This is a genomic window from Pseudomonas sp. HMWF032, from assembly GCF_003060885.1.
GTDB lineage: Bacteria > Pseudomonadota > Gammaproteobacteria > Pseudomonadales > Pseudomonadaceae > Aquipseudomonas.
In genome coordinates, this window is record NZ_QAIG01000004.1 from 170,344 (window position 1) to 194,141 (window position 23,798).

The following is a 23,798-nucleotide window of genomic DNA, read 5'->3' on the forward strand; positions in this document are numbered from 1 at the left end:
GAATGATGATGAAGGGGCTTTTATCGATTTCAACTATGTGAACAAAGTGCCCTGAACGCACCGTTGCTCCGGTGCTAGGTTTACTCCAGGCTGTCCGGATCACCGCAGAACATCTGGATGCGCGAACGCAGCCAACGTTCCGCTGGGTCGTTGTCCTGGGCGCCACGCCAGGCCATGTGCAGCTCGAAAGTCTGCGTCGGCAGGGGCAGTTCTTCGGCGCGGACTCCGCCCGCAGAGGTCAGGGCGGTTGCGGTGTAATCCGGCACGGTGGCCAGAATATCGGTGCCGGCCAGCAGGGTACCCAGGCCGTTGAACTGGGGCAGGGCGAGTACCACGCGACGCTTACGCCCCTGTTTTTCCAGTTCGGTATCGATAAAACCACCCAGATCGCCGGCAAAGGACACCAGCGCGTGCGGCCTGGCACAGAAATCATCCAGGCTCAGTGCACCAGGCGCGGTATCGGCACGTAGCAGTTTCGGTTTACTACGGCGCAACACCTTGCGCTTGGCGTTGGCCGGTAACTCTTCGGTGTAGGCAACGCCCACGGAAATCTCCCCGGAGGCCAGCAAGGCCGGCATCAGCAGGTAGTTGGTGCGGCGAACCACCAGCACCACGCCCGGGGCTTCGGCGCGTAAGCGCTTGATCAGCGGCGGTAAGAGACCGAATTCGACGTCATCCGACAGGCCGATGCGAAAGACCGCAGTGCTGGTGGCTGGGTGAAAATCAGCCGCACGACTGACCGCCGTAGAAATCGAATCCAGCGCCGGCGAGAGCAGGGCGGCAATCTCCATGGCGCGGGCGGTAGGCTCCATGCTGCGACCGGTGCGCACGAACAGCGGGTCATCGAACAGGCTGCGCAAACGGGCGAGGGCCGCACTGATGGCCGGCTGGCCCAGAAACAGTTTTTCCGCCGCACGGGTCACGCTACGTTCATGCATCAGCGTTTCAAAGACGATCAGCAGATTGAGATCGACGCGGCGAAGATCGTTACGGTTCATCCGGTGTCCATTCTGGAGTGGCTGCGGTTTTGCGCGCGAATCAGGCTAATGCCGAATGCTGTTGCCAGGCAATATGCACGGCGAAATGATGTGTGCGTGACTCATCATCATCGACAAGCATGGTGAATATCAGCCCTGAGCGGTGGAATTGCTGGCAAAGCCCGGATAAAGTCCGTGGCCATAAAGAGGTCGCCATCGCTGTATCGCGCAGAGATGCTGAACAGTTGCCGCGACCTGAATGGGTCAACCGAAGAGGTTTGCGATGTCCCGCATAGTGCGTTTCCACGAGTTTGGTGAGGCCGATGTCCTCAAGATCGAAGAGCGTCAAGCCCCGGCGCCCGCCGCTGGTGAAGTGCTGGTCGGTGTTGAAGCTGTAGGTGTCAGCTGGTACGACGTGCTCTGGCGGCAGAATCTGGGCAATACCCCAACGCAATTGCCGGCAGGCCTGGGCCACGAACTGGCCGGCGTGGTGCTGGCCCTCGGCGATGGCGTGACTGATTTGACTGTGGGTGATCGAGTAGCGAGCTTCCCGGGGCACAGCGCCAACCGTTATCCCAGTTACGCCGAGCATGTGGTATTGCCACGCAGTTCCTTGGCGCGTTACCCGGAGAACCTGACCGCTCAACAGGCCGCCGTGCACTATCTACCATCGATGGTCGGCTGGTTCGGTTTCAGCGAACTGGCGCGTTTGCAGCCCGGTGAAACCGTGCTGGTAACGGCCGCAAGCCGCTGTTGGGGCCCGTACATCGTGCAGATGGGCAAAGCCTTGGGCGCAACTGTCATTGCGGCGACAGCCTTTGCCGAGGACCGTGACTTTCTCAAGCAGCTGGGCGCGGATCACATCATCCTCACTGAGGAACAGGATCTGGTTAGCCGCGTCAGCAAGCTGACCGATGGCCGTGGTGTGAATGTGGTGATGGATGCGCTTGGCGGCCCGCAGATGTGCCTGCTGGGCGACGCCATCGCGCCGCGCGGTCGGCTGATCTTGTTCGATCTGCAAGGCGGCAATGAAACGCCATTCCCAGCTTGTGCGGCGTTCCAGAAGAACATTCAATTCTTCGTGCATTGCATCGGTAATTTCACTGGCAAGGAAGAGCTGAATATTCCGCAGGATTCAGTTGCCGTTGCCAAGGCTGTGCAAGGCATCAATCAGCTGACAGCAGATGGTTTACTCAAACCGCTGATCGACAAGGTTTACAGTTTCGACGATGTAGTCGAAGCGCATCGTTACATGGAAACCTGCCCAAGCCGTGGCCGCGTGTTGCTGGATCTTGGCCTGCATTAAACATAATCCCTGTTATGCGAAGGGATGGCCCTTGGGCAAGCGGGAAAGGCACAGCAGGTAGGCCCCGGCAGGCAGGGCAGAGGAGGCCAGGCGGGAGGCCCCCAGGGGGGAAGTGCTGAAAGCGTACAACTTAAAGTACCCTCTTGCAAATTTCCGCCAAAATCAAGCCCCTTTGGGAACTCCGGTAGAAACACCAGAGGGTACAGGGCAGCTCCAGAGGAGTCCCTAGGGGAGGTAGATCAATGGTAATAGGCACTGTCAAGCTCTATAGAGAACCCTATTGAAGAGTTACCCATAGAGATTGACTGAGGGCCCTAACGAAGGGAGGCTGTAAAGCCTACTGAGTTAGGGCGGCTGCGCCGTTGCACACCGCTCCAGAGAGCTCAGGAGAAAGAGTGAAACCAGCAGCAGCCGCAACAGAGGCCACGAGAGCCCAGAAGCGTTTGTCTTTAAGGACGTTCGCCAGGGCTGCTTGGACTTGAGCAGCTCGGGTTGGATTGGTTGCTTGGTCATTGGTCGATGCTACAGACACGGGAGTCTCCTATAGGTGGGATAGTCCTGAGTGGATATAATCAATATTGATCAACCACCCAAGATGACTGATTAGGTCACTGGCTCAGGACAATGCTGAGACAGGACCCTCAGGACCCTCCTGAGGTAACCCTAATGGGGATGCCCAGTGACAACCCTATATGGGTATATCCTCGGGGGGATTCTAAAGTGTCATGTAACTCAATCCCTATAGTGTCATGTAACTCCACTGGTCTCAGTTGTGACTGGATTGGTCGAGTGAGTCACGGTTTCTAAGGACCTGTTATGCCCATCATTTTGAGGTACATCATCGCTGGCCTTACGGGCCTCGTGGCGGTGCCTTTCGTGCAACTCTGTATGTCAGCCATCGGAGCTGGTGGAACCCTCTCAGAGCCCCGCCTAGGGGACCCCATAGACCTCTTACTGGCCTCCCAACTGGGTGCCGGCTTGGGTAACCCGTGGACTCTCTTCATCACCTTTGGGTTCGTTATCGTCCCGGTGTACAGGGCCCTTGAGCCGACAAAAAAGGCACCACCCGCCAATTAAGGTAGGTAGTGCCAGGTTGTTAGTTATCCATCCAGTTGAGGCCCTCTAGGGAGCCTTCAACGCCTTCATTGGTGTTCATCTGTACCGTTAGGCCACAGACGTGGAGAACACTGGAGGTGATGTTCATAAGGCCCTCCAGGGCATCCTCAAAGAAGTCCTCACGGGCTGTCTTCACGCCTTCGTCCGGGGACACATCCATTACGTCACAGAGGTGGGCCACACCGATGGCCACGGCGTCTAGCCGGTCATCAGACTTGAGGGACCCACGGTCAGCCGTAAGGCGGGTGTACTGGTAGAAGAAGGAGTAGAAGGGCTCTGTGGAGGCCGCCGAGTCGTAGTCCTGTTGGACTGCATCCAGGTTCACCACAAACCTATGGTTGGTCACCAGGGGCTCTAGGGTGTCGATGATGCGGACTTCCTTCTGACCCTTGGACTTGACCTCGGTTATGGCGCACTTGTGGATGCCAGCGAGTACAGGCGTGAAGAGCTTGGTGTACATGCCGTCACCGAAGTTACCCTCAATGACTGCCTCGTTCACTTGCCACTTCTTGGCGATCTTAGCTAGCGCCTCCAGGGTCTCATCGGAGTAGCCCCCAAGGAGGCCCCCAACTTCCATCAGGAAGATGAAACCGTTCAGGAAGAACAGGACGGCGTAACCGGTCTCATCCTTGCCCCGGCCCGAGGGGTCCACCACGAGAATCTTATAGGTGTATCGCCCGACATCCTGCGTCATCGAGTGGGGGCCGTAGTAACGGTCACCCTTCAGACCCACCAGCGGGAGGTTCGGCAGGAGGCCCTGAGGTGAGGGCATCCAAGTGAACTTCAGTGGTGCCTCTTCCTTACCCAGGTGCGTGACAATGAGGTCCCGTAGTTTGAGCGGGTATTTGTCTGCGTCACTAAGGCTGGTGTCCAGCATGAATTGAAGCATGAAGCCGGCACGGCGATAGGAGAGCTCCCGCTCGCGGAGGTCGTCATCATCGAATCGCTTAGGGTCTGTAGGACTCCCCGCAATTTTCGGATTAGCGTCGAAGAGGCGTGCAATGTAGGGAGCGAGCCGGCTCCCATAACTAGCACGGTGCTTTTCGTCATAAGGGAATCTCGCTGGCCAGATGTAGGTGGTGTAGCCCCGTTCCTGGAGCTCGTTGTACAGGCTCATCTCGTTCTGAGGCGTGCCCAGATAGATGACCGAACCCTGCGGCTTCAGAATTGCATCGAACTCTTTAACGAGCTCAAACAGCTTGTCCCGCATGGCTTGGGTAAAGGAGTTACCAGGGACCTCTACGTCATCCGCAATGATGATGTCCGCTCGGGAGCCCGTGAGCTGGCCCGTGATACCAACAGACTTCACAGAGGGGGAGTGGTCAGGCTTCGCTGGCCCCACGTCGAAGATGTTCTGGGTGTCCCGTTGATCCCGTCCAGCCTTCAGGTGGGTCAGGAAAGGGAGCTCAGCGATGATCTTCTTAATGAATTGGGCGTTAGCGTCAGCCCGTTCCTTCGAGGCCGAGACGATCATTATCTTGAGGTTTGGGTTCCTCCAGAGCATCCACACCACATAGGCACAAGTGATGAAGGACTTAGCGACACCTCGGAAACCCTGAATGATGAAGCGCCGACTCGGAGGGGTCTGAAGCGTGTTGGCCATATCCGTTTGAATGGGTGTAGGCGGGGGGAGGCCGATGGACTTCCAAACTACCCAGACGAATAAGGCGAAGTTGGTAATGAGTTTCTTCTGTTCTTCTTGGGTCATTGCGACTCCAATAAAAAGGCCCCTCTGAATTGCTCAGAGAGGCCGTGGTGTAACCAGGTGGGATTAGTGCGGCTTAGAGAGCTGCTCTATTTCGTTAGCGTACTTATCCAGACCATCCAAGAGGGATTGAGTTGGCCGACCTGCTTTAGGTAGAGCATCAATGCCATTATCTTTGAGGAACTTAATGATCTGTGCATACAACTGAGGGGAGCGCTTTTCGGGGTTCTCTAAGTCCAGTAGGAGTTGGTTGGCAAGTTCGGAGTGCAACTCGCCGAGCAACTCAATCAGTCTTTCGGACACTGCTTGGACTCTCGTTTGTTACGCATTAGAAGAACAACGGTTTGGGCCACGGTGTAGATAATCACCGAGACATAAAACCATTCGTTAAGGGAAAGACCGAACACGATCCGGTATCCAACATCAACACCAGCGGCAGTCTGAGGGGCCCACTGAATGGTCCCCGAGGTGAAGTCAAGTTTGAACATCAATTGTCTCTGGCGGAATCCACAGTTTGGTCTGCTCGATCCCGGCAAGTTTCAACACTTCGCGGAACTCTTCGAGACCCACTTGTGCTGGAGTGTTATCTGAGAGGACCCAGAGGGCCGTAGCACCTTCACGCTCATTCTTGAGGACTTCAATAGGCTTGAGCATGCGGGTGGTAGACACCTCGTCACCGTCAAAGGTTCGGCCAAGGGAGCTTGTCACCTTGATGCGACTAACTAGCTCTTTACGCATTTCCCTGAAAGCAGTTATGGGATCAATACCCTGCCCATTTACTGCCTTAATATCTTCATCAGTAGCCAGCCGCCAGCCCTCCCCTGAAGGTACTGGCGCGGACTGGAGGAAGTTGAACCGAATGTTATAGTAAACTTTCTCCATCTAAATTTTCGCCTTTGAAGCACATATCTGGTTAATACCATAGCCCGCTGTGAAATTGACTGTAGTTAATTGTGATGGCGTGTTTAGAGTAACTGAAGTTGCGCCACTAACACCGAAATTCCAACTCCAAAGTCTTCCAGTAGAGAGCATCTCCTGAGTAATGATAATCGGGTTACTGTATGTCCAATTATTATCATTATGACGTAACCACACCATATCACCAGGCACCAATGGCCTCGTAAGAGCGATGCGCGCGCCTGCCATGCCTACCCCCCCACTCCATACAACCTCAGGTTTTTGAGGGATGCCATTTTCCAAAGTAGCTAACCGACTGGCGAGATTGGCGTAATCACTTGCTAACTGCGCCGCGTTTGCAGAGCCAACATTCACTACTGCGCCATATAACTTGACAACCCAACAGCCTGCCACATTCAGCGGGCGCGTTTCAGGACCGCCAGTGGCGTTAAGCCCGTAGTTGGCGTTGTCCAGGGGGGAGCCATCTAGGTGGAGGCCGCCGCGTAAGCGTCCAGTATATGTACCCCCGCTGCCTTGATCGGCACTTACGTTAACGGTATGGGAGTGGCTGCGGAATGCGTCCTGCTGGATAGTACCTGCTGCCGCGCTCATCGCCCCGTCGCCCCGTCGCCCCGTCTAAATACGGCACCCATAGAGCCTGGATATTTACCGTTGTAGTCCGCCAGGCGGAACTTACCAGGGGATGAGTTGAGAACGAACTTACCACGCTGCGTAGGGTCGCTCTGCCAGAGCGTTTCAGAAGTTGTTGGGAGGTTCCCCGCGCTAAGCGCCGCCACAAAATCAGGATACGTCGCATGTGGAAGTTCCTGACCGTCTAGAGCCGCGAAGCCCGCCCAAATGGCTCCCCGCATAGGGCACCAATCCGGCTTACCTACAGGTAGCATGCCGCCTGCCGGACCAGCGCTGAGCTCGTTCCTAATGGCCCGATATTCATTTAGGTTACTAGAAACCTCACCTGCTGCGGTATTGGCTGTCAGCGCCGCTTCAGTGGCTTCAGTGGCTTTCGTAACGGCTACTCCAGACGCTGCTGAAGCTTGAGCCGCTGCATTGACAGCCTGATCCTTAGCCCCGACCGCAACGCCAGCCGCTTGGACCGCCTCTTGAGCTTTCGCTGAAGCAGTCCCGAGGATACTTGCCCCCAGCGTGTTAGCGCTCCGGAGATTCATTGCGTCCTGAGGGCCTACAGGGTCCCCCACATTCACAATGCGCTTCAGGCGGGCATCATAGACCCCATCCTGATTGATACTGACCGCATCCAGGGCCGCATCCTGCGCCTCTTCTGCCATGTGCAGAGTTTGGAGAGCCGAAATATCCAGGTCACTGGCTGTCAATACTGAGGCGTCCTTAAAGGTCACCAGTCGGATGCTTGAGTCAGTACGGCGGCGAAGCTCCACCACAGCACCCACTGGCACGTTACCTGTGAGCATCTGGATACGGGTTGCGGTGATGAAGTCGAAGTCCACGAGGGGCTCTTGAGGAACCGCATCAATGAAGAGCTTCACGAACTGCTTGGAGAGGTAGTCGAAGGGGATGTCAAACTTGTCCGTAGGTGTCTCGACAATGATCACCTGAACGGTTCTAGCGTTATCCGCCATTGAGTGTGTTCCTGGAGGAGGCCGTCCGTGGCCTGTGGGTTAGTCCTGATCCTCACCCTCGACACTGTTCTCAATCAGCCAGGACAGCGCTGTTTGCGTAGCAGGATCGTTAGGGAGGATTCCCTTGAGGTTGAAGAGGAGGGCTCTTTTCTGACGCTCTACCTGTTCCTCATCGAGGTCCGGGCGGAACATATTGATAGGGGCAACGAGAGCGCCCCCGAGGTTTGTTGCGTACTTCACCGCTGGGAGGTTCCCCACGGCCTGGCCGAAGTCAGGTTTACCGAAGGGTTCCCCACGGGACTTCCCTTGTTCTTCTGCCGTTTCCACTGAGGTCCGCGCCAGTCCCGCATAAGGAGCCCCCAGAGGAGTCCCGATGGTGTCATAGGCCAGGCTTGGAGCCGCCAGGTAGGAGGAGCGCTTGAGAGCACCCACAGCTAACGTGGTGAAGTCCCACTCGCCTTCCTCGGTGTCATAGCCCAAGGCGTTCTTATAGAACTCCTCACGCTTGGTTTCATCCCGGATGGTTTGGCCCCGGACAACAGCGAAGGCGGTAACACCCAGACCAGATAGACCAAGGGATAAGGTCATTTGCATGGCCTCATCAACATCCCCGTTGCGGACCCGATTGACGCCCTTGAGGAGCTTCTTTTCGAGGGACCGCATAGAGAACGTCTGGAACTGAGTGAGAAACCGAATCAACGGGTTCTTCGAGTCAGCCCAGATGAAGGTATCCCCGATGGATGGCCGCTGGATCACGTCCGATGCTGCAAGGTCACCCATGCGGCGAATCTCGGCGATCACCTTACGGGCCTCCATTGGAGTCTGACCGGAGCCACTGAGGAACTTGGAAGAGTCCAGGGAGAACTTGTTGCCTTTACCCAGTTTGGAGGAGCTCTTAACGTGCTTGAGGATTGCCGTGAACGCCTCAGGGTCTACAGCCATATGCTTCAGCTTGGCGTCTGCGAAGACCTTTGAGGTGCGCCCGTGGGCATGCCGTACAAGCTCAGCTAGGAACTCTTCCTGTGCAGCCTTGACGATACGGTTAGTGGTGGCGTTCAGGAGCTTGGCCGAAGGGGCCACCTCTGTTAGCCGTTGGGTAATCGCATAGACAGCAGCGATGGGCGCAGGGGCATTCTCACGGGCCAGGCTGTAGGTGGATTGGAGATGGGAGGGATATACAACCTCGTGCATCTCTTCGCCCCACAGGCGGTTCTGGAGGAGCTCCAAGTCCTCAGCCGTGGCCTTGCCTTTGGAGACCCGTTGAACCAGCTTCCCGGCACCGGGGAGGGCCTTGAAGAAGAACCCCATCCCGTAGTTCGCCAGCCCTGTGGAGATTTCCGTGTAGTTCATCGGGCCCATGTAGGCCGACTTCGCCACAAAGGACAGGTTGGTGAGGCTACCGGCGATCATATCAGCGGCACCACGGCCATCCTGATTGAGGGACATCCCGTACAGCTTCTTGGCACCAATGCGCAGGGCGCTGAGGTCACCCTCAAGTTCCCGCTTCAGCTTGGGATTGTCCTCACGGGTGGCCTTAGCTATCTGCTGCTCGATACGCGCCAGGCGCTCAGCGAACCCAGTAAAGCCCTTGTCACCCAGCCCTACAGCCATGGCCAGGTCACCAGCCGTCCGCTTGTGGTAGGAGTGCATGATCGATCGTACATCACCGCTCCGTAGGTCCTTGTCCACGGAGAACTTGGAACCATCGGGGAGGGTGATTGCCGCATTGGTCTTGAAGATTCCCCGCTTCCTCATAAAGTCGGGAAGCTCGGAGGGGTCAGTGGTCTTGTACAGGTGAGCTTTGATGCGGCTCATATCCTGATCGACATAACCCATCGCCTGCTTCTCAGCCTGAATCTGGGCCCACTTGAGGAACTCCTGAGTGGCCTTACCGCTGGCTTCCAGTGCCTCAATCTTCTGGGCACCCTCAGCGAGCGACTTGTTCACCTCTTCCTCAAACTCCTTGACGGCCCTTTGGAGGACATCAGGGTCTCGCAGGGAGGCGAACAGGGCCCGACCACCAATCTTCACCAGGGCTTCATCACCACCCACACGCTGGGCAGCTCGGGCGATCTTGGCGGTATCCATGATGACCGGCGCGTAGTTACGCACCCCAGCCCAGTCCTTAGGGTTGTCCAGGATGTCCGCACCTTCGCCAAACTTCTGACCAGGGAACAGGACATCTTCAATCCGGGCGTCATAGAACTTACCCATCAGCTCAGCAGCCTGACGGACTGACTCCGGGGGATTCTGGAGGGAGCCCTCACGGGCCATGGTCACCATGTAGCCGAACTCTTCCTCAAGCTCAGCCTTGGACAGACCGGAGCCCCTACGGGAGCCGATAAACTCTTCCACATGGCGGGAGTAGGTGGAGTCCACGTCGAAGAACTCATTGTCTAAGTTCCGCTTCACTTCCTCACCAGTCATCCGGCCAAGGCCACTGGTCCCGTCTGCGTATCCCTTGTCATTCCTGAACATGCCCAAGGCAGCGGTTTGAATCTCAGGGTTCTGACTGGAGCGCATCCGTTCGGCAATGGTGGAGATACGGGCAACCGGGTTGTAGGTGTCTACCTTCAGGTGCTCCTTGGTGAGGGGGCCTGGCTCATAGGGAGTCTCCGGGATGATCCCAGCACGCTCCATGACCCCAGCCGTTTCCATATCCTCTACATAGGAGAAGCTGTTGCGGGTTCGGTCATTGAGTTTCCCCAAGCCAAACTCCACACCCTTAAAGGCTCCATGGATGGCTACGCCGCCCACAGCACCCGCAAGAATGGCCGACTGGTAGTCAGCATCAACACCTGTGGAGACTTCCCGTGTGGCCTCTGTGAGGGCCCCGTAGGCTGCGCCTTCAACGGCAATACCAGCAGAGGACCCGAGGACCCGAGCGGTTCCAGGGTTGAAGAGCTTCCCCAAGAGGGCCCCGCTGGGGGCAATCAGGGTTCCATAGGTGATGGGGTCACCCAGCATCTCCCCGACACCGCCTGCAAGCGAGGTCAGGACACCTTGGCGGCCATCTGCTGCTGCACTAGCGCGGTTCTCACGGGCAATCTCTATGAGCCCGTCGATGTCCTCTGAAGCAAACGAGTGCTCGAAAACAAACCGGGCTCCGGCTTCACCCACACCAGCAGCCGACACCCGCTCAACATCAGCAGGGGAAGGCGTCCAGTCAGGGCTGATGGCCTCTAAGGGGGTTGTTACATCCTGAGCACGGAGGGCTGAGCCAATGGTGGAGCGACTGAGGCCCTCGGTGAAGGCATCCCAGCGGGAGCGTTCGGAGTCAGTGCCCAGCTCATCCAGTGAAGTCCCGGCGATACGATCCACCGCGCTCTCTGGCTTGGGCCTTTTGGGAGTCCCGAAGTCAATCCCGCTCGGTTCGGGCGCTCCAGTTGGTCCCGAGCTTACGGCCTTTCCCAAGGCGAACTTCTGGAGGTAGCCACGGGTTTCCTCAGGAATCTGAGCGTTCTCCAGTACACCACCAGCTTTATCCAACCGGCGCTGGAGGGCTGTTGGGCCCATGTTGTAGGCCGCAAGGGCCAGCTCATCAGAGCCAAAGCGCTTCTTCAGGTCGCTCATGTAGCGCGCCTGAGCATCAATGGACTTAGCCGGGTCTTCGTAGTCTTCAGGGTTTACCAGGCCATAGGCAGGGCCAGTGCCCGGCATAAACTGAGCGATACCACGGGCCCCCGCATCGGAGACCGCTTTGGGGTTCCAGCTCGACTCATGGAAGCCTTGCTCTTCGAGTACCGAAGGACTCACGCCGTAGCGTTCACCCGCTGCCGCATACAAAGCACGGTAGGGGCTTTCTTGTGGGATAGCCACGAGGGCCTCCTAATGTGAGTGAGGGTTAACGGGGACGCCAGGACTCGCGCTCTTGGAGGTCAGTCTCTAACTGATCAAACTTGGTGCGGGTTTCAGTCCTGCGGGTTTTGACGGTAGAAGCAGCCGCTTCAGCCGCTTCAGCGTTGGCCTTCAGGGCTTCCTGCCGGCGTTTATCTGTAAGGGCTTCAGCACCTTCCTGGAGGAGGTCAGAGCGGATTGTTACTGGAGGCTTGCCAGGTGCCCGGAGGTAGACCGTCTGGGTTTGGCTATCGAACTCAGGGATAACGTCTTGCTCCCTAACGCCCTGACTGCTGGCGTAGTTCACAAGGGTTTCCCCGAGGAGGTCCAATCCGGTATTCACTTGGTCCTCAGCCTTGATAGCCGAGAAGAACCCCGTGGGGATTGGGAAGCCGTTCAGGCCCACATGACTCTGAGCGAACGCACTGTCAGCACGCTTGTAGGCTTCCTCATCTGGAATACCCACGGCCAGCAAGCCGTTCACCATGGTCTTCATGTAGGTCTGGGCGTAGGGGCTCCCAGCCAGGTTCTTCAGGTTGGCGGCCTTACCGAGGTGCTTAGGAGCTACAGCCTCATCCATCAAGGTCCGCTTGATCTTGTTGAGCTGGCCATCACGGGTTTTCTTATCCATCCCGACCATCCGGGACTCAGCCAAGACCATATCCTTGTAGCCCATACCCATCACCTTGAGGGTGTCCAGGGTGTCCATCTTGGCCAGAGCGTCTACGTCCCCACCGATCACCTTACGGAAAGCAAGTGGGTCAGCATCTTTGAGGAGCTGAACAGACTGGAGGGTCTCTGGTTCCTTGATGTCATCCGGTCGGAGGGTCCCTTGGGCAATCCGTGAGGCGTCAATCGCCATGGTTGCTGAGGTGTCCTTCCAGTAGTCCTTGATGGTGTTGGCGATGTAGCCATTCGGCATGTAATCAGCCAGCTTCAGGAGCTTGTCTGGTTTGCTCTGGTAGCGCTCCAGGAGGGCCCGTTCCATCACCAGGGCGTCTTCCTTGGTGTACTTACCTAGCTCCGGGTCAGCAGGCATAACCCCGTAGGACTGTGCTGCTCGATCCCCGCCGATAAACTTCATCGCTTCACCCGTGAGGACAGCCACTCGGGCTGACTGGGTGTAGAGCTTGGCGTTCTCCTTAGCCGTCCGCTCAGCTTCACGCGCCAGGGCGGCCTTCTTGGAGGTAATCTCCCGGACCAGTTGGGAGGCCCGAGGGGTATCCGTGCCACCTGACCGCTTCAGCTCTTCACTGTGCGACTGGTAAAGCCAGGTGAGGCCGTTAGGGTCATCCTGTGCCTCTTGGACTTTAACCTGCCAGTCCAGCTCAGCACCGGCCCGCTGGGTTGTCTCCGAGGTCAGCGCCTTTTGCCGGAAAGTCTCCAGCTCATCTTGGTCATAGAAGTCCCGGACAGTGTTCTCTGTACCAGGGACCTTGCTGTCCAGCAGCTTATCAATGACCTCCAGGCCGCCCGGTCGGGACCCAACGGTGGAGAGGGTATCCCCAACATCCTTCAGGGTGTCCCCGAGGTCCTTATAGACCCCAGTTTCATAACCGACTTGCCATGAATCCACAGCCTGAGCTACAGCAACGTCAGAGCCTTCCTGCATGGCCTGAGGGATCAGCGCGTTACGGGTTGCCCTGTGGAGAACCTGAGCCTGCATCCTGTTGCGTTTATCAGAAGCTCGGGTCTGGTAGGCCGTGATGGTGGACAGGGCCTTGTCGGAATCCCGGAACATGCCGTTGGAGAACGCCTCATCTTCAGGGTCAAACCCGAGGGTCCCTGTGAGCTCTTCGCGCATTCCCTTGAGCCGGGTGTGATAGTCCTCCACGGCAATCTGAGAGGCGCTCCGAATCACGTTACCCTTGGCGTCCATCTCATCGCGGTAAGCGCCCCCATCGACGTTCGCTGCTACCTGATTCTGTACTGCAATCGAGGAGTGGTAACCGTGCAGGTAGCGCAACCGGGCCATGGCCACGGGGTCTTCCTGGAAGGGGACTTGACCATCTTGGAGAGCCTTTCGGTACTCCTCAGGGGACTTGCCCTTCATCCAGTTCTCAGCGGCCCGTTCGGACATCTGGCCATCTACTGCCTTGTGCCGATTGAAGTCCTGAGCCGCATTACTGGCTACCTTCAGGAGACCCTCAAAGGCTTGGCTGGTTTGGTTGTCCTGCCGGATACCGGGGACACTTAGTCCCAGACCCTTGGACGTGAAGGGCGCAGGGGTTTTCTCTTGAGGCGCAAATTGCCGCCACATCTGGAATGCGGAGTTTAATTGTGAGCTCATTTAAGTCCCTGTGACGTTACCGGCTTGGCCAGTGTTCGCCCTGTTTGGTTAGCAGCAGCCTGAGCATCAACGTATCCGCCATATGCCTTCCCAGCGGCTGAGCCGAGCTGGAGAAGCTGTGACCATTGATTAGGCTTACCGGCCTCGATGTTGCGTTTAACCCCGTCCAAGTCGAATTGGGTTCGCATCTGGTTTGTCTGTTTGATCATCAGAGCGGAGGAGCGTAGACGCCCGTAGTTCTCCTTAATGCTGTCCTCGGCCCGTAGGTCTGACCCTTTGGTGATCCGCATGACACGATCAATGGAGTTCCCTTCGAGGCCCGATTCCATAGCCGCTAGGCGGATGGTCGCTTGGTTCTGAATGGAGTTAACTTGGGTGTTCTGGAGGGCCTGAACCGACTGATCGAAGCCTGACATCAGCTCAAGATCAACGCCTTGGTTGGCGTAGTTGTAGTTCTGAACCAGCGCCTTTACCTGGAGCTTGTAGTCTTCCTCAAGCTGCTTACGCTTCTCCTTGTCTGCCTGGCCACCCATGAAGAGGCCGATGACAGCGCCGATGACAGCGCCCCACGGGCCACCCACAGAAGCCCCCGTAGCGGCCCCAGAGATAGCACCATTGAGCGCACCACCTGACATCTCAGTGTCAGCCATAGTGAGTTCCTTTAAGTGAGTGTAAAAAGGGCCCCATGGGAAAATCCCATAGAGCCCGGAGGTGGGCTAAATGCCCCTGTTGCGTCTGTTGTAGAAGCCTTCCCACCCAGCGCCCACGAGAGCGATAGGGGAGACCCCTTCAGAGATGATGGAGACTGTGGCCCGGTTGGTTTCCGACTGAACGGGGAACCTCTTCTGGCCTGTCTCTAGGGGGAGAACCCCGAGGCGGTTACTGCTGCTCCCGAGGATTCGAGAGGTTTGGGAGTACACAAAGGGTTTCCGGGAGTCCAGTTGGACCTCCACGGTGAACGGCCCAGAGTCCTGGAAGTTGACCCAGGCGTAGCGAATCTGAAGGCGTCCTTCGTCCTCCGAGGTTTGTCCCTGCTCGGTTTGCTTCTTGATCAGGAACTTGGAGAACTTGTACTCGAACCGGAAACGCTTACCGATGATGAGGGTCTTCCCACGGACATCCTCAGGGATCGTAATGACTCCACTGGGGTACTCCGGGAACTCCCAGACACGGCCTTCGCTGTTCACTGCGTAGTACACGTCACCAGGTACGGGGGTTGCACCATAGAGCGCGCCGAGGTCCACCTGAGTGGTTACCAGGTAGGGATCAAACCCAGCGTTCACAGGGACTTCGAGGCGCACCTTACGGTCCATATAGAGCCGGTAGGGTTCCTCGTGGAAGTCCAGGGTGTTCTTGGTGAACGCCATACGTTCCAGAAAGGTCCCAGCGGCATTCGAGAGGACCAGGTAGAGCTCAGGCCCGAAGAACTCAGCGGAGAGTACACGGCAACCTTTGAAGCGCCAGTGGGACCAGGACTGCTGGACAAGCTGATCCTCCAGGAAGAGGAACTTGTAAACCCACAGCTTTTCCTCATCACCCGTGGAGAGAATCGTTAGGAAGTTCTCCGAGGTGGAGGCCCCCATACGGAACACACCGTTGGGGATGAAGCTAGGCACATGGGCCGTAACGTCAGCAGCGTCCTTAACATCGGAGACATCTTGAACGGCATAGAACCGCTTGATGCTCGTGAAGGTTGCCCGAGGAGTTGGGAAGAAGATCGACCGGCCAGCACCACAGGGGCGCACAGCGGGGAAGCTCTCAAACTCAGTGGTCAGGTCAGCCTTAGCTGTCTTCGAGGAGAGGACACCATCAGCCTTGAGAACAAACTGGGCCTGCTCAGCGAACAGAACCAGGTCCTCCTTGAAGGGCACTGCGTTATGCAGGTTGGCCACACTGCTGTAGCTGATGGCTGAGTCAATCGGGTCAGTATCTTCCATAACCACAACGGACGGTGGGAAGAACTTGAAGAACTCACCGGCAACCGAGAGGACGAAGTTTTCACCAGCGATAGTCCCTAAACGGTTCCTGAAGAAGTAGATGTCATTGATTGGCTGACCAACGAAGGACGGGAAGGGGTTGGAGTCATCATCACCAGCCCTGCGGTGGCCCCAGTCATTCGACCTGAAGGTGAACGTACCGTTAGCCTCCCGTACCAGGACGTGGGGCATAGTGGTTTTCTTCAGGGACCTGATGGAGCCTGGCTGGGCGCATTCACGCCACAGGCGCTCACCTTCGATGTACTGAAGGTAGTAGTCGTCTTCACCTTGACCGGGATCACCGGCCACCTTGACCACATAGTCCGGGTAGCATTGGGGAGGCAGTTGGTTGAACCGCTGGACGCTTCCCATGAAGCCCACCATGGAGTTGCCATTGAAGCCGTCTTGGATAGCGATTTTGCTGATCGTGAAGCCAGCCTTTGGGGTCAGGTAAACCCCACCGTTCTCTGTAGCAATCGCTGTCAGGCGCGGGCTGTTGGCCGCTGCCACTAGCTGATTACGGATAGCGCCAGAGTCCACTGAGAGGGCGTGGGCAGCTTGAGAACCGTCAGGTGTGGTGTAGGTGATGACTTGGCTAGCACCATCGGAGAAGCTGACGGTTACCGTGTAGGTCTTCCCGTACTGACCCTGCTTGACCCAGATGAATGCCTCATTGGGACGGGATGGCCACTTGTCCAGAGGGTCATCCGTAACGATCACCTTGCGGTTCACGATGAAGGTGTAATCCGCAATGGTCACACACCGGATGTCATCCCGTGGATTGGCCGAGCTCAGGTAACCGTAGCCCTCAGGGGCGGTGACCACCTTGGGGTTCCCGTGGAGGTCCCAGACCTTCAGGGCCCCTTGTTGAACAGCCACGAGGTAGCGTTCAGCAGCATCTCGGTTAATCGGGTGGATAAGGGGGTTGTCCGTAAAGGGTGCCCCAAGGCGGGCCCTGTGGACCGTTGGTGGACGCTTCTGGAGACCTTCCACCTCAGAGCTGAAACCATTCTCTTGATAGTCCCCTTGATCAGGGAAACGGAGGGTATCTGGCTGCTGACTGACACCCCCTTTGAGGGACTTGATGGACTGGCTAATGAGCGGCATAAGGGCTCCTTAGCGTGCCATGACATCGACCACATGCGGGTCAGAGTCGATCTGGTTGTACTGGCCGAAGTCGAGTTCAAACTCATTCAGGGCCGCCCATGCTTCGGTCTCATCACCAGCAGCCTCATAGGCAAGTTCCTGCGCTCCGAGATACCGGGCCTGGAACTTTCGTTTGGCTTTGTGGGTGACGTAGAGACGGGCTGCTTCGGGGAGGTCCTCAAAGCTGATCAAGCGGACAATCTCCACTTGCACCGGGGAGGTGAAGCGGTTGGTCTGGTTCACTAGGCTGTAGAGGTAGCCATCACGGCGTACCAGACTGGCCCCTAAGAGCTTCAGCCAGTCATCCCGGTAGGTGATCTTGCGGGAGATGCTGTCAGGGGTCAGGGAGGTGTTCTCAGTGTTCCAGGACCAACCTTTCTGTTGGACCTCTCGGGACACGCCCTGGAGGAGACGCTGAGCATTCAACGCATCTACGTTGGCTTCGTCCTCCAGGGAATTAAGCGGGGACTCACCGACAATGGAAATTATCTCGTTGATAGCTTCCAGTTCGGTGGAGGGGGTAATAACCATTTGTGGAATCCTTTGGGTGTAGCAGGCGGGACGTGCAGGACTCGGGAGGGAGGAGCCGCTGGAGCGCACATGGCGGGAGCCCAAGGGGAAAGTCCGAAGGACTCCCAGATGGTTACTCGATAGGTGAAGCGAGAAAGAACCCTCTCTGGAGGGTCCACCCGTATAGCTCCGAGTGGGAACTACCAGCGCGCATGGCTAGCAGTGGTCAGGAGCAAATACAGCGCTGTCTAGAATCGCTGGTGGAGTCTCTCGTCAGAGAAACCACTGGACTCTCCAGAGAGGGTTCTTTCGGGTACAACAAAGGAGCTCCCGAAGGAGCCCCTAGGGAGGCTTAGGCTACGGCACCGTTAGCGGTCATCTCTGCGTCATACAGAGAAGCCACAGCGGCCAACATATCCGGGCTTGGGGGAGTGGTGTTCAACAACAGGGCACCCTCAGGGCGCAAGCCGCCGTGACCCATGGCGTACTTACCAACCACCATGTCAGCCTGGAACTCGATACGACGAGCTTTCTCCATGGCCAGGTCCTTCAGCTTCACGGTGCCTACAGCCGAACGGTGCATGCACAGGCCAACCGCTGCTACGTCAGCGGCGTGCTTGTCTTCAGCACCACCTTCCAGGAAGTGGGGAGCTTCGATGATTTCAAAGCCAGCCCAACGGATGATCAGGCCCCCAGTCAGCTCAGCACTGCCGGCAACCACGAAGTTGGAGGCGAAAGGGCCAAAGGCCAACAGGATGGCGCTGATCACGTCCGGGTCTGCGTAGAAGGTACGCTCGCTTTTCGGAACACGCAGCTTGGCGAACTTGCCACGGGCAGCAATCAGAGCACCCAGGATCAGACGGCCATACTCGGCAGTCACAGCCGGGGCACCAACGCCAATCACGCCACCCGAACCCAGACCAGCCAGGTTCTCAGCAGCTTTGGCAATGGCCATGCCTTCAGCCAGGACAGCGCCGTCAGCAGCCAGGGCCAGGGCTTCACCCAGTTGGGTTGCATAAGGGGCGCGGACATCAAAGTGGTTCATTGCATCTTCGATGTCGGTAATCAACACGTCAGCAGTCAGCAGGCCATCAATGGTGATGGTCTTTTCAGTGTGCAGAATCTTTTGACGCTGATCATCCAGGTTGTTACCCGGAGCCAGATATTTGGCCTTACCGCGACCGACCACAGGGAAGCTGGCCGATTTGCCGCTGGGGATGGTGCGGACTTGGTGGCGATTCATGGTGACGGTAGCTTGCTCAAAAGCAGTCAGCACTTCACCGGCGAAGACTTTCATAAACAGGGCGTTGCGGTCGCCAGTACCGTTGATCTGACCAGGTGCAGCTACAGTGGTGGATGCCATTGTTTGATTTTCCTTGAGACGAATTGAGGCCGGGGCAAGCAGAGGAGGGCCCCTTGGGAGTTACTTCTGGAGTTTCTTGAGGAGGTGTAGCGGGCTTAGAAGCTGGCCGAAGCGACCTTCTGAATCACCGACTCGGTGTACGCAGCATCACGGCCATAGCGCTTGTCTTTCATAGCCGTGGTCATCTCTGCCTGAGTCTTGTAGCCCTGGACAGCAGCGGTAGTCGTCAAGGTGCCCGGAAGGGTCTTGTTCGCCGTGCCGTGTTTGGCCTGTTGCTTTGCCTTGATGGCAGTCAGGGAGAGGCCAATCAAGCCCAGGTCACCGGACTCCACAGCCTTATCGAAAGCGTCAGCTTCCTTCTGGCTCAGGTTACTCTTGGCAAAGGTCAACAGCTTGTTGAACTCAGCCTCACCGCCGACAATCGAGTGGACTTCGGAGATGAAACGGTTCTCCATTGCCACCTGGCCGGCGATGTACGAGTTAACAAAGTTCTCGCTGTAACCAGCAGCAGCCAGCTTCTCGCGGGACTCCTTGGAGAGGTCACCGTTTTCCTGGAACTCATTGGCCAGGTCATCAAAGGCAATGCCAGCGGTTTTCAGGCGCTCAGCGATTTCCTCGTCAGACTTCTGACGGGAGGCCAGTTGTTCTTCGAGGGTCCCCTCAGGGGTTTCTTGAGGGGTTTCCTCTTGATTACCTTCGGGGTTTTCCTCGGAGGTGCTCTCCAGGTTTCCCTGCTGGGACTGCTGCTCGGCTTCCTGAAGGGCCAGGGCGACCTCTTCAATGGAGCCAGTGCCGCCAGTTGTGAGCTGGAACGTCTCAGAGCCACCCGATTGGGTTAGCTGAGTCGTCGCCTCGGTGGTTTGTGCTGGGGCTACGGTTGAGCCATTCGGTTCTGTGGACATCTGAGTTTCTCACTCTTACTGGGGGATTTGGGGAGGTACAGCAGTTGCAGCGGATGTAGCGCCGGCCTGTACAACTTCTTGGGCTCGTAGCTCTTGTTGCTCAGTAGCAACCTCTTCGTCCGTCTTGATGAGCTCGGTGGTATCTACCCCCAAGGACATCCCGATACGGGCCATCAGGTTGTTAATCTTCAAACGTGCCCATGCCTGCTCACCGAGACCTTCTACGGTCTGGATGAATTGCACTAAGCGGTTCAGGTCGTAACCACGGCCAAGGGCATCAACCCCGGTAATCACCGTGGGTTCCACAAGACCATCCGGGAGGTCCGGGATAGCTTGCTGTGCCATGAGCTGGGTAGTGAGGCGGCGGATGAGGGGGAGCTGTAGCTCTTGGGTGAGGATTGAGTAGATTCCACCTAAAGTGTCCTCTAACTCCCGAGCCACATAGCGAATCTCTTCTGCTGTGACCCGTTCACCACCCCTCTGGACAGCAGAGTTGAGCATGAAGGCGTAGCTCAAACGGGCTTCAATCCCGTCAGCAGTCGTCTTCGCAACCTGCATATCTGAATACTTTTGGAGCTGGAGAGGCTTGATGTCCTCTTCACGGCCCGCCACATAGGAACCTGTGGTGGCTTTGTTCAGGCGGCGAACTTGGGTGATCCCGTTGGGGTTCACCAGCCAGAGGACCTTGGAGGCAATCATCGCCATCTGGACGATAGCCTTGGAGAGGTTCTCAAGGGACTGGAGGTCGCCCTTGTACTCTTCAACGAAGCCTCGGCCGTAGTGTTCCCCGTCGATCTTGGAGAGCCTCACTGGAATCCATGGGGATTTACCCGCTGGGTAGGAGTTCTCCGTACCCGCAACCTTTACTTCGTCAATCTCTTGGTAGCTTTGCCACTCGGTCCCATCCCAGTAAACGTGGGTGTAGACCACAACTGGCGTATTGGGATTGTCGTCACCACTTGCGGAGCTGGCCTTGCGGAGCTCCTCGGGGAGTGAGGCCCGAGATAGGGTGTCCATAGCTACGGTCTGGAGGACGTTACCCAGTCCATCACGTTCAACAACGTAACGGCTCAAACGGTACAGCTTTATCCCACCCTCGTTAGGGGGAAGGAAGAGGAGGCAGTTACCAGCCCCTACCAATTGCTTCAGGGCCTCGAAGAGCGTTACACGCATCCCCGAGCCTTCAAAGTATTTCAAGACCACCTTTTCCATGGCGGCCAGCTCTGCATCAATCTTGGTCTTTTCACCACCACCCGCTGAGAGCTTTTGGGCTTCTTCCAGACCCATTTGGAATCTGAAGAAAGCCTCATTCGGCGGGAACATCGCCAGCATCAACTTGGATGCCAGGTTGTTTAACCCACGAGCACCAACGGACTGGAACGGAGTTGGATAATCCGTACCGCCATCATCGGAGCTCTTAGGGAACAGGGAGGGGATTGTTAGGACTGCGCACTCTTCGGCGCGAGTGACGTAAGGCTGGCGATCATTTTCTAGGCGTCCGTAGGTGGACTTCGCTGACTCCTGAGGCTCGAATTTATCGGCCATTCAGGACTCCTAGACGTTAGCGCCTGTACCACCGCTAGAGACGTTACCGCCGCTACGATTGATCTTCAGAGCGCTCTTGCCTCGTTTGCTTTTGACAGTGGCTGAGGCTTGATCCTCTGTCTCTTTTGACTTGTCGGCGTCCACCGGGGCTTCAAGGATTTGAGCGGAAGCGTCAGCGGTGTTTTGCACCGTTGCGGCCTCATCAATCTCCTTTTCCTTCTCCTTGTGAACACCGACCTTCAGCAGTCGATCACCAATAGAAAATTTGGAACCGTGGTCCGTAATCTTCTTGATGATCTTGGAAGCGCCGCCCATATCAGGAGGTCTCCATAACGAAGGTTTTGTAGGGGACGAAGCCCGCCTTCTTGTAGGCGTTCTCCAGTTGTTGCTGATCAGCGGCCATTGCCCCAGCGGCCTCCACAACACTGACCCAACCGGAATCCACCAGGCCCTTGAGGACCCATGCAGCGGCCCTTGAGATACCCCGGCCAGTTCCCTTAGGAGTGGTCGTCAGGCAGAGCTCGTGGGCTGCGGTAAGTGATTGGTTGTACCAGGTGGGTCCGATGCCAAAGAGGAGACCCCCGAGGAGGTCCCCTGTGACAACATCGTGGAAGGCGATCAGGGCGAGCCCCTCTTCCCAGACCTTGGAGGCCCGGAGGTATGTCTCTAGGGTGTCCTCGAAGGACGCCTCACGGATTACCTTGAGGGAGCTACCGGCGTGGAACTTCCAGCCGTGGGCATGAATCAGCTTTGCCGTTTCCTCGTCTTGGACAAGGCGGTAGGCAATCCCGAGGCCCGTTAAGACCTCAGACGGGGTTTTTGCTAACAGAGCTTGCGGCTGTGCTGGCATAGTTCGCCCCTTGTTTGGAGGCCATTTGAGAGGCGGCAGTGTTGAGGCCAATTTTCAGGGAGGCTTTGCCACGGCGTTTAGCGCCCTTGGTCAAGGTCTGATCTTCGTCTTCAGCACTTCCCAGCTCGCGTTCCGTCACAGCTTCGGGAGCCTGAACGGCTGCTGTTGCTGGGAGTTGCACTGCTGGGGTCTTCGCCTTCTCTTGAAAGAGAGAGTCGGTAAGAAGGCCCATTAGGACTCCTTGGATTGTTGGTCGCGGTAGACAGAGGTGACGTGATCCATCACCTCGCGGATGCCCCTGAGGAACCCTAAGTGGGCTACGGGGCCCCCGCTCTTGGCTTCAGCTTCCTGAGAGAGGAGGCCGTTAGCGTTGAAACGGGACTCCAGATAGCGGACCTGCTGGCGAGTAAACGGGGGGATGTTCTCGATGTAATCCAACAGCTCAGCTTCAAGGGAGTCTTCAACAAATGCATGCATCGGAAGGCTCTCTGTGATCTGTTCTAAAGTGTCATGGAACTACCGGCACCAGATGGCGAGGAAGGCTCCAAGACAGAAGGCGAGTAGGCAGGAAGCTACTAGCTGGGCGTCCACGGGATCACCTTACGGTTCTTGAAGTCCCACTCACTGGAGCGGCAGATGCGCGCTACCTGAGCCTGGACAAGCGCATAGGCTGCATCCTTACCGGCTTTCGCAAAGCACGACACCACGGCATCCCAGAGGGTCTCCTCGGGTTCCATCGGGCGTTGCTTCCATTCGGTAACCAGTTGGCCCTTACGGGGGCCTGACTTCATCTCACGCTCTACCTGATGCCAAATCCAGGGTTCCTTGAGGAAGCTCTCGGCGCGGCCTTCACCCATGCCAGGACAACCACCATAGCCATCGGTGACATCGCCCATGAGGGTCTGGAGCATGTGGAAGTAGTCAGCCTGCTCCTCGGTGATCGTGAAGAACTTCTTGCGGAGGTAGTCCCAGAACTCACCAGGGATGGTCTTGAAGTCCTTATCACCGGACACAATGATCTTGCGGCCTTTGATGTGAGGGGAGGTGGCCCAGATACCCAGGACATCATCACCTTCAAGGGTGGGGACTTGGAGGGTCTCGTAGTTCTCCACCACACGGTCACGGACCAGGTAGTAGCAGAGAGGCTTGCGCTTCTCCTTACGGTTGCCCTTGTAGGTCTCCAGGATGTCCTTACGCCAGTTCACAGCATCAGTGAACGCAACGTAGACACGGGGTTCCTCTTCCAGCTTGAGCTTCTCGGAAACTTCCATGATCAGCTTCTGGATGTTGACCTTGAAGAGGCTATAGGCTTCCTCAGGGTCGCTGTGGAGAGTCCAGAACTCACCCCAGTTGATTTCCTGCTCGGCTGACGTGGTGGCCATGTACAGCGCCATATCACCGTCGATCAGGAGTGCAACGCTACTGTTCGCGTTCCGCATAGACCACTTCCTGTACCGGGACTTGTCGCTCAACAACCTTGCGGGTGAAGGTGACGGATTCCACGGTGTACAGCAGTTCGGCCTTCAGGTAGGTCCAGGTGACTTTGCACCAGGAGTCTGATTCGGGAGCGTCCGTGGAGCGTTCAATTGGAGGGCAGAAGACCACCTGAGGCGGGGTTACACCCTTGCGGGGAGCCTTGATGCGCTCAGCGTTCTTCAGGCTGAAGCCGTTCTCACCAAGCCACTTGCGGAGCTCAGCTTCAGTGATGTTCTCAGGGAAACCCGAGAGGGCCTCCGTTTGTTTCTTCTTGCGGGCCATGGGG

At 57.1% G+C, this 23,798-nt stretch carries 22 protein-coding genes; 1 reads left to right on the forward strand and 21 read right to left on the reverse strand.

Annotated features, from left to right (window positions below; genetic code table 11):
- Window positions 1-80: 80 nt before the first annotated feature.
- The gene (locus tag DBR00_RS02400) at window positions 81-998 is read right to left on the reverse strand and encodes a LysR family transcriptional regulator (protein WP_108488968.1); all 918 of its coding nucleotides are present in this window, start codon (window positions 996-998) and stop codon (window positions 81-83) included.
- Window positions 999-1,260: 262 nt separating this feature from the next.
- On the opposite strand from DBR00_RS02400, the gene DBR00_RS02405 reads away from it, so the two are divergent.
- Window positions 1,261-2,283, forward strand: coding sequence for a zinc-dependent alcohol dehydrogenase family protein (locus DBR00_RS02405; RefSeq protein ID WP_108488967.1), 1,023 nt, complete (start codon window positions 1,261-1,263; stop codon window positions 2,281-2,283).
- 1,096 nt (window positions 2,284-3,379) lie between these two features.
- On the opposite strand, the gene terL is transcribed toward DBR00_RS02405, so the two are convergent.
- From terL to DBR00_RS02505, 20 genes are all read right to left on the reverse strand, one after another.
- Complete coding sequence (gene terL, locus DBR00_RS02415; RefSeq protein ID WP_108488965.1) at window positions 3,380-5,107, reverse strand: phage terminase large subunit; 1,728 nt, start codon at window positions 5,105-5,107, stop codon at window positions 3,380-3,382.
- Window positions 5,108-5,170: 63 nt separating this feature from the next.
- Window positions 5,171-5,407: a hypothetical protein gene (locus DBR00_RS02420; protein ID WP_108488964.1), complete on the reverse strand. Its 237-nt coding sequence runs from the start codon at window positions 5,405-5,407 to the stop codon at window positions 5,171-5,173.
- Entirely contained in the window at window positions 5,392-5,592 is a 201-nt protein-coding gene (locus DBR00_RS02425) for a type II holin (RefSeq protein WP_108488963.1), read from the reverse strand. Before DBR00_RS02425 ends, DBR00_RS02420 begins: the two co-directional genes overlap by 16 nt.
- The gene (locus tag DBR00_RS02430) at window positions 5,579-5,986 is read right to left on the reverse strand and encodes a hypothetical protein (protein WP_108488962.1); all 408 of its coding nucleotides are present in this window, start codon (window positions 5,984-5,986) and stop codon (window positions 5,579-5,581) included. Before DBR00_RS02430 ends, DBR00_RS02425 begins: the two co-directional genes overlap by 14 nt.
- Window positions 5,987-6,376 (reverse strand): hypothetical protein, encoded by a 390-nt coding sequence (locus DBR00_RS20505; protein ID WP_146180657.1) that lies wholly within the window; start codon window positions 6,374-6,376, stop codon window positions 5,987-5,989.
- 233 nt (window positions 6,377-6,609) lie between these two features.
- Complete coding sequence (locus tag DBR00_RS02435; protein WP_108488961.1) at window positions 6,610-7,617, reverse strand: phage tail fiber protein; 1,008 nt, start codon at window positions 7,615-7,617, stop codon at window positions 6,610-6,612.
- A 39-nt stretch (window positions 7,618-7,656) separates the two neighbouring features.
- A complete protein-coding gene (locus DBR00_RS02440; RefSeq protein WP_108488960.1) occupies window positions 7,657-11,436 on the reverse strand; it encodes a transglycosylase SLT domain-containing protein in 3,780 nt (1,259 codons plus the stop codon).
- A gap of 25 nt (window positions 11,437-11,461) precedes the next feature.
- Window positions 11,462-13,744, reverse strand: coding sequence for a hypothetical protein (locus DBR00_RS02445; protein ID WP_146180658.1), 2,283 nt, complete (start codon window positions 13,742-13,744; stop codon window positions 11,462-11,464).
- On the reverse strand, window positions 13,741-14,394 hold the full coding sequence (locus DBR00_RS02450) for a glycine zipper domain-containing protein (RefSeq protein WP_108488958.1): 654 nt from the start codon (window positions 14,392-14,394) through the stop codon (window positions 13,741-13,743). Before DBR00_RS02450 ends, DBR00_RS02445 begins: the two co-directional genes overlap by 4 nt.
- A 66-nt stretch (window positions 14,395-14,460) precedes the next feature.
- A complete protein-coding gene (locus DBR00_RS02455) occupies window positions 14,461-16,827 on the reverse strand; it encodes a hypothetical protein (protein WP_108488957.1) in 2,367 nt (788 codons plus the stop codon).
- Between the two features lie 9 nt (window positions 16,828-16,836).
- On the reverse strand, window positions 16,837-17,397 hold the full coding sequence (locus DBR00_RS02460) for a phage tail protein (protein ID WP_108488956.1): 561 nt from the start codon (window positions 17,395-17,397) through the stop codon (window positions 16,837-16,839).
- Between the two features lie 331 nt (window positions 17,398-17,728).
- A complete protein-coding gene (locus DBR00_RS02465; protein WP_108488955.1) occupies window positions 17,729-18,739 on the reverse strand; it encodes a phage capsid protein in 1,011 nt (336 codons plus the stop codon).
- A gap of 95 nt (window positions 18,740-18,834) precedes the next feature.
- On the reverse strand, window positions 18,835-19,641 hold the full coding sequence (locus tag DBR00_RS02470) for a hypothetical protein (protein ID WP_108488954.1): 807 nt from the start codon (window positions 19,639-19,641) through the stop codon (window positions 18,835-18,837).
- Between the two features lie 15 nt (window positions 19,642-19,656).
- Window positions 19,657-21,186, reverse strand: a complete 1,530-nt coding sequence (locus tag DBR00_RS02475; protein ID WP_108488953.1) for a portal protein — start codon at window positions 21,184-21,186, stop codon at window positions 19,657-19,659.
- Between the two features lie 9 nt (window positions 21,187-21,195).
- Window positions 21,196-21,501: a hypothetical protein gene (locus tag DBR00_RS02480; RefSeq protein WP_108488952.1), complete on the reverse strand. Its 306-nt coding sequence runs from the start codon at window positions 21,499-21,501 to the stop codon at window positions 21,196-21,198.
- Between the two features lies 1 nt (window position 21,502).
- Window positions 21,503-22,036, reverse strand: coding sequence for a hypothetical protein (locus DBR00_RS02485; protein ID WP_108488951.1), 534 nt, complete (start codon window positions 22,034-22,036; stop codon window positions 21,503-21,505).
- A complete protein-coding gene (locus DBR00_RS02490) occupies window positions 21,993-22,268 on the reverse strand; it encodes a hypothetical protein (protein ID WP_108488950.1) in 276 nt (91 codons plus the stop codon). The genes DBR00_RS02485 and DBR00_RS02490 overlap by 44 nt, the downstream gene beginning before the upstream one ends.
- Window positions 22,268-22,513 carry a hypothetical protein gene (locus DBR00_RS02495; protein ID WP_108488949.1) on the reverse strand — a complete coding sequence of 82 codons (246 nt, stop codon included), beginning with the start codon at window positions 22,511-22,513 and terminating at the stop codon, window positions 22,268-22,270. The genes DBR00_RS02490 and DBR00_RS02495 overlap by 1 nt, the downstream gene beginning before the upstream one ends.
- Before the next feature lie 98 nt (window positions 22,514-22,611).
- Entirely contained in the window at window positions 22,612-23,475 is an 864-nt protein-coding gene (locus tag DBR00_RS02500) for an exonuclease (RefSeq protein WP_108488948.1), read from the reverse strand.
- Window positions 23,456-23,794, reverse strand: coding sequence for a hypothetical protein (locus tag DBR00_RS02505; protein ID WP_108488947.1), 339 nt, complete (start codon window positions 23,792-23,794; stop codon window positions 23,456-23,458). Before DBR00_RS02505 ends, DBR00_RS02500 begins: the two co-directional genes overlap by 20 nt.
- Window positions 23,795-23,798 lie beyond the last annotated feature (4 nt).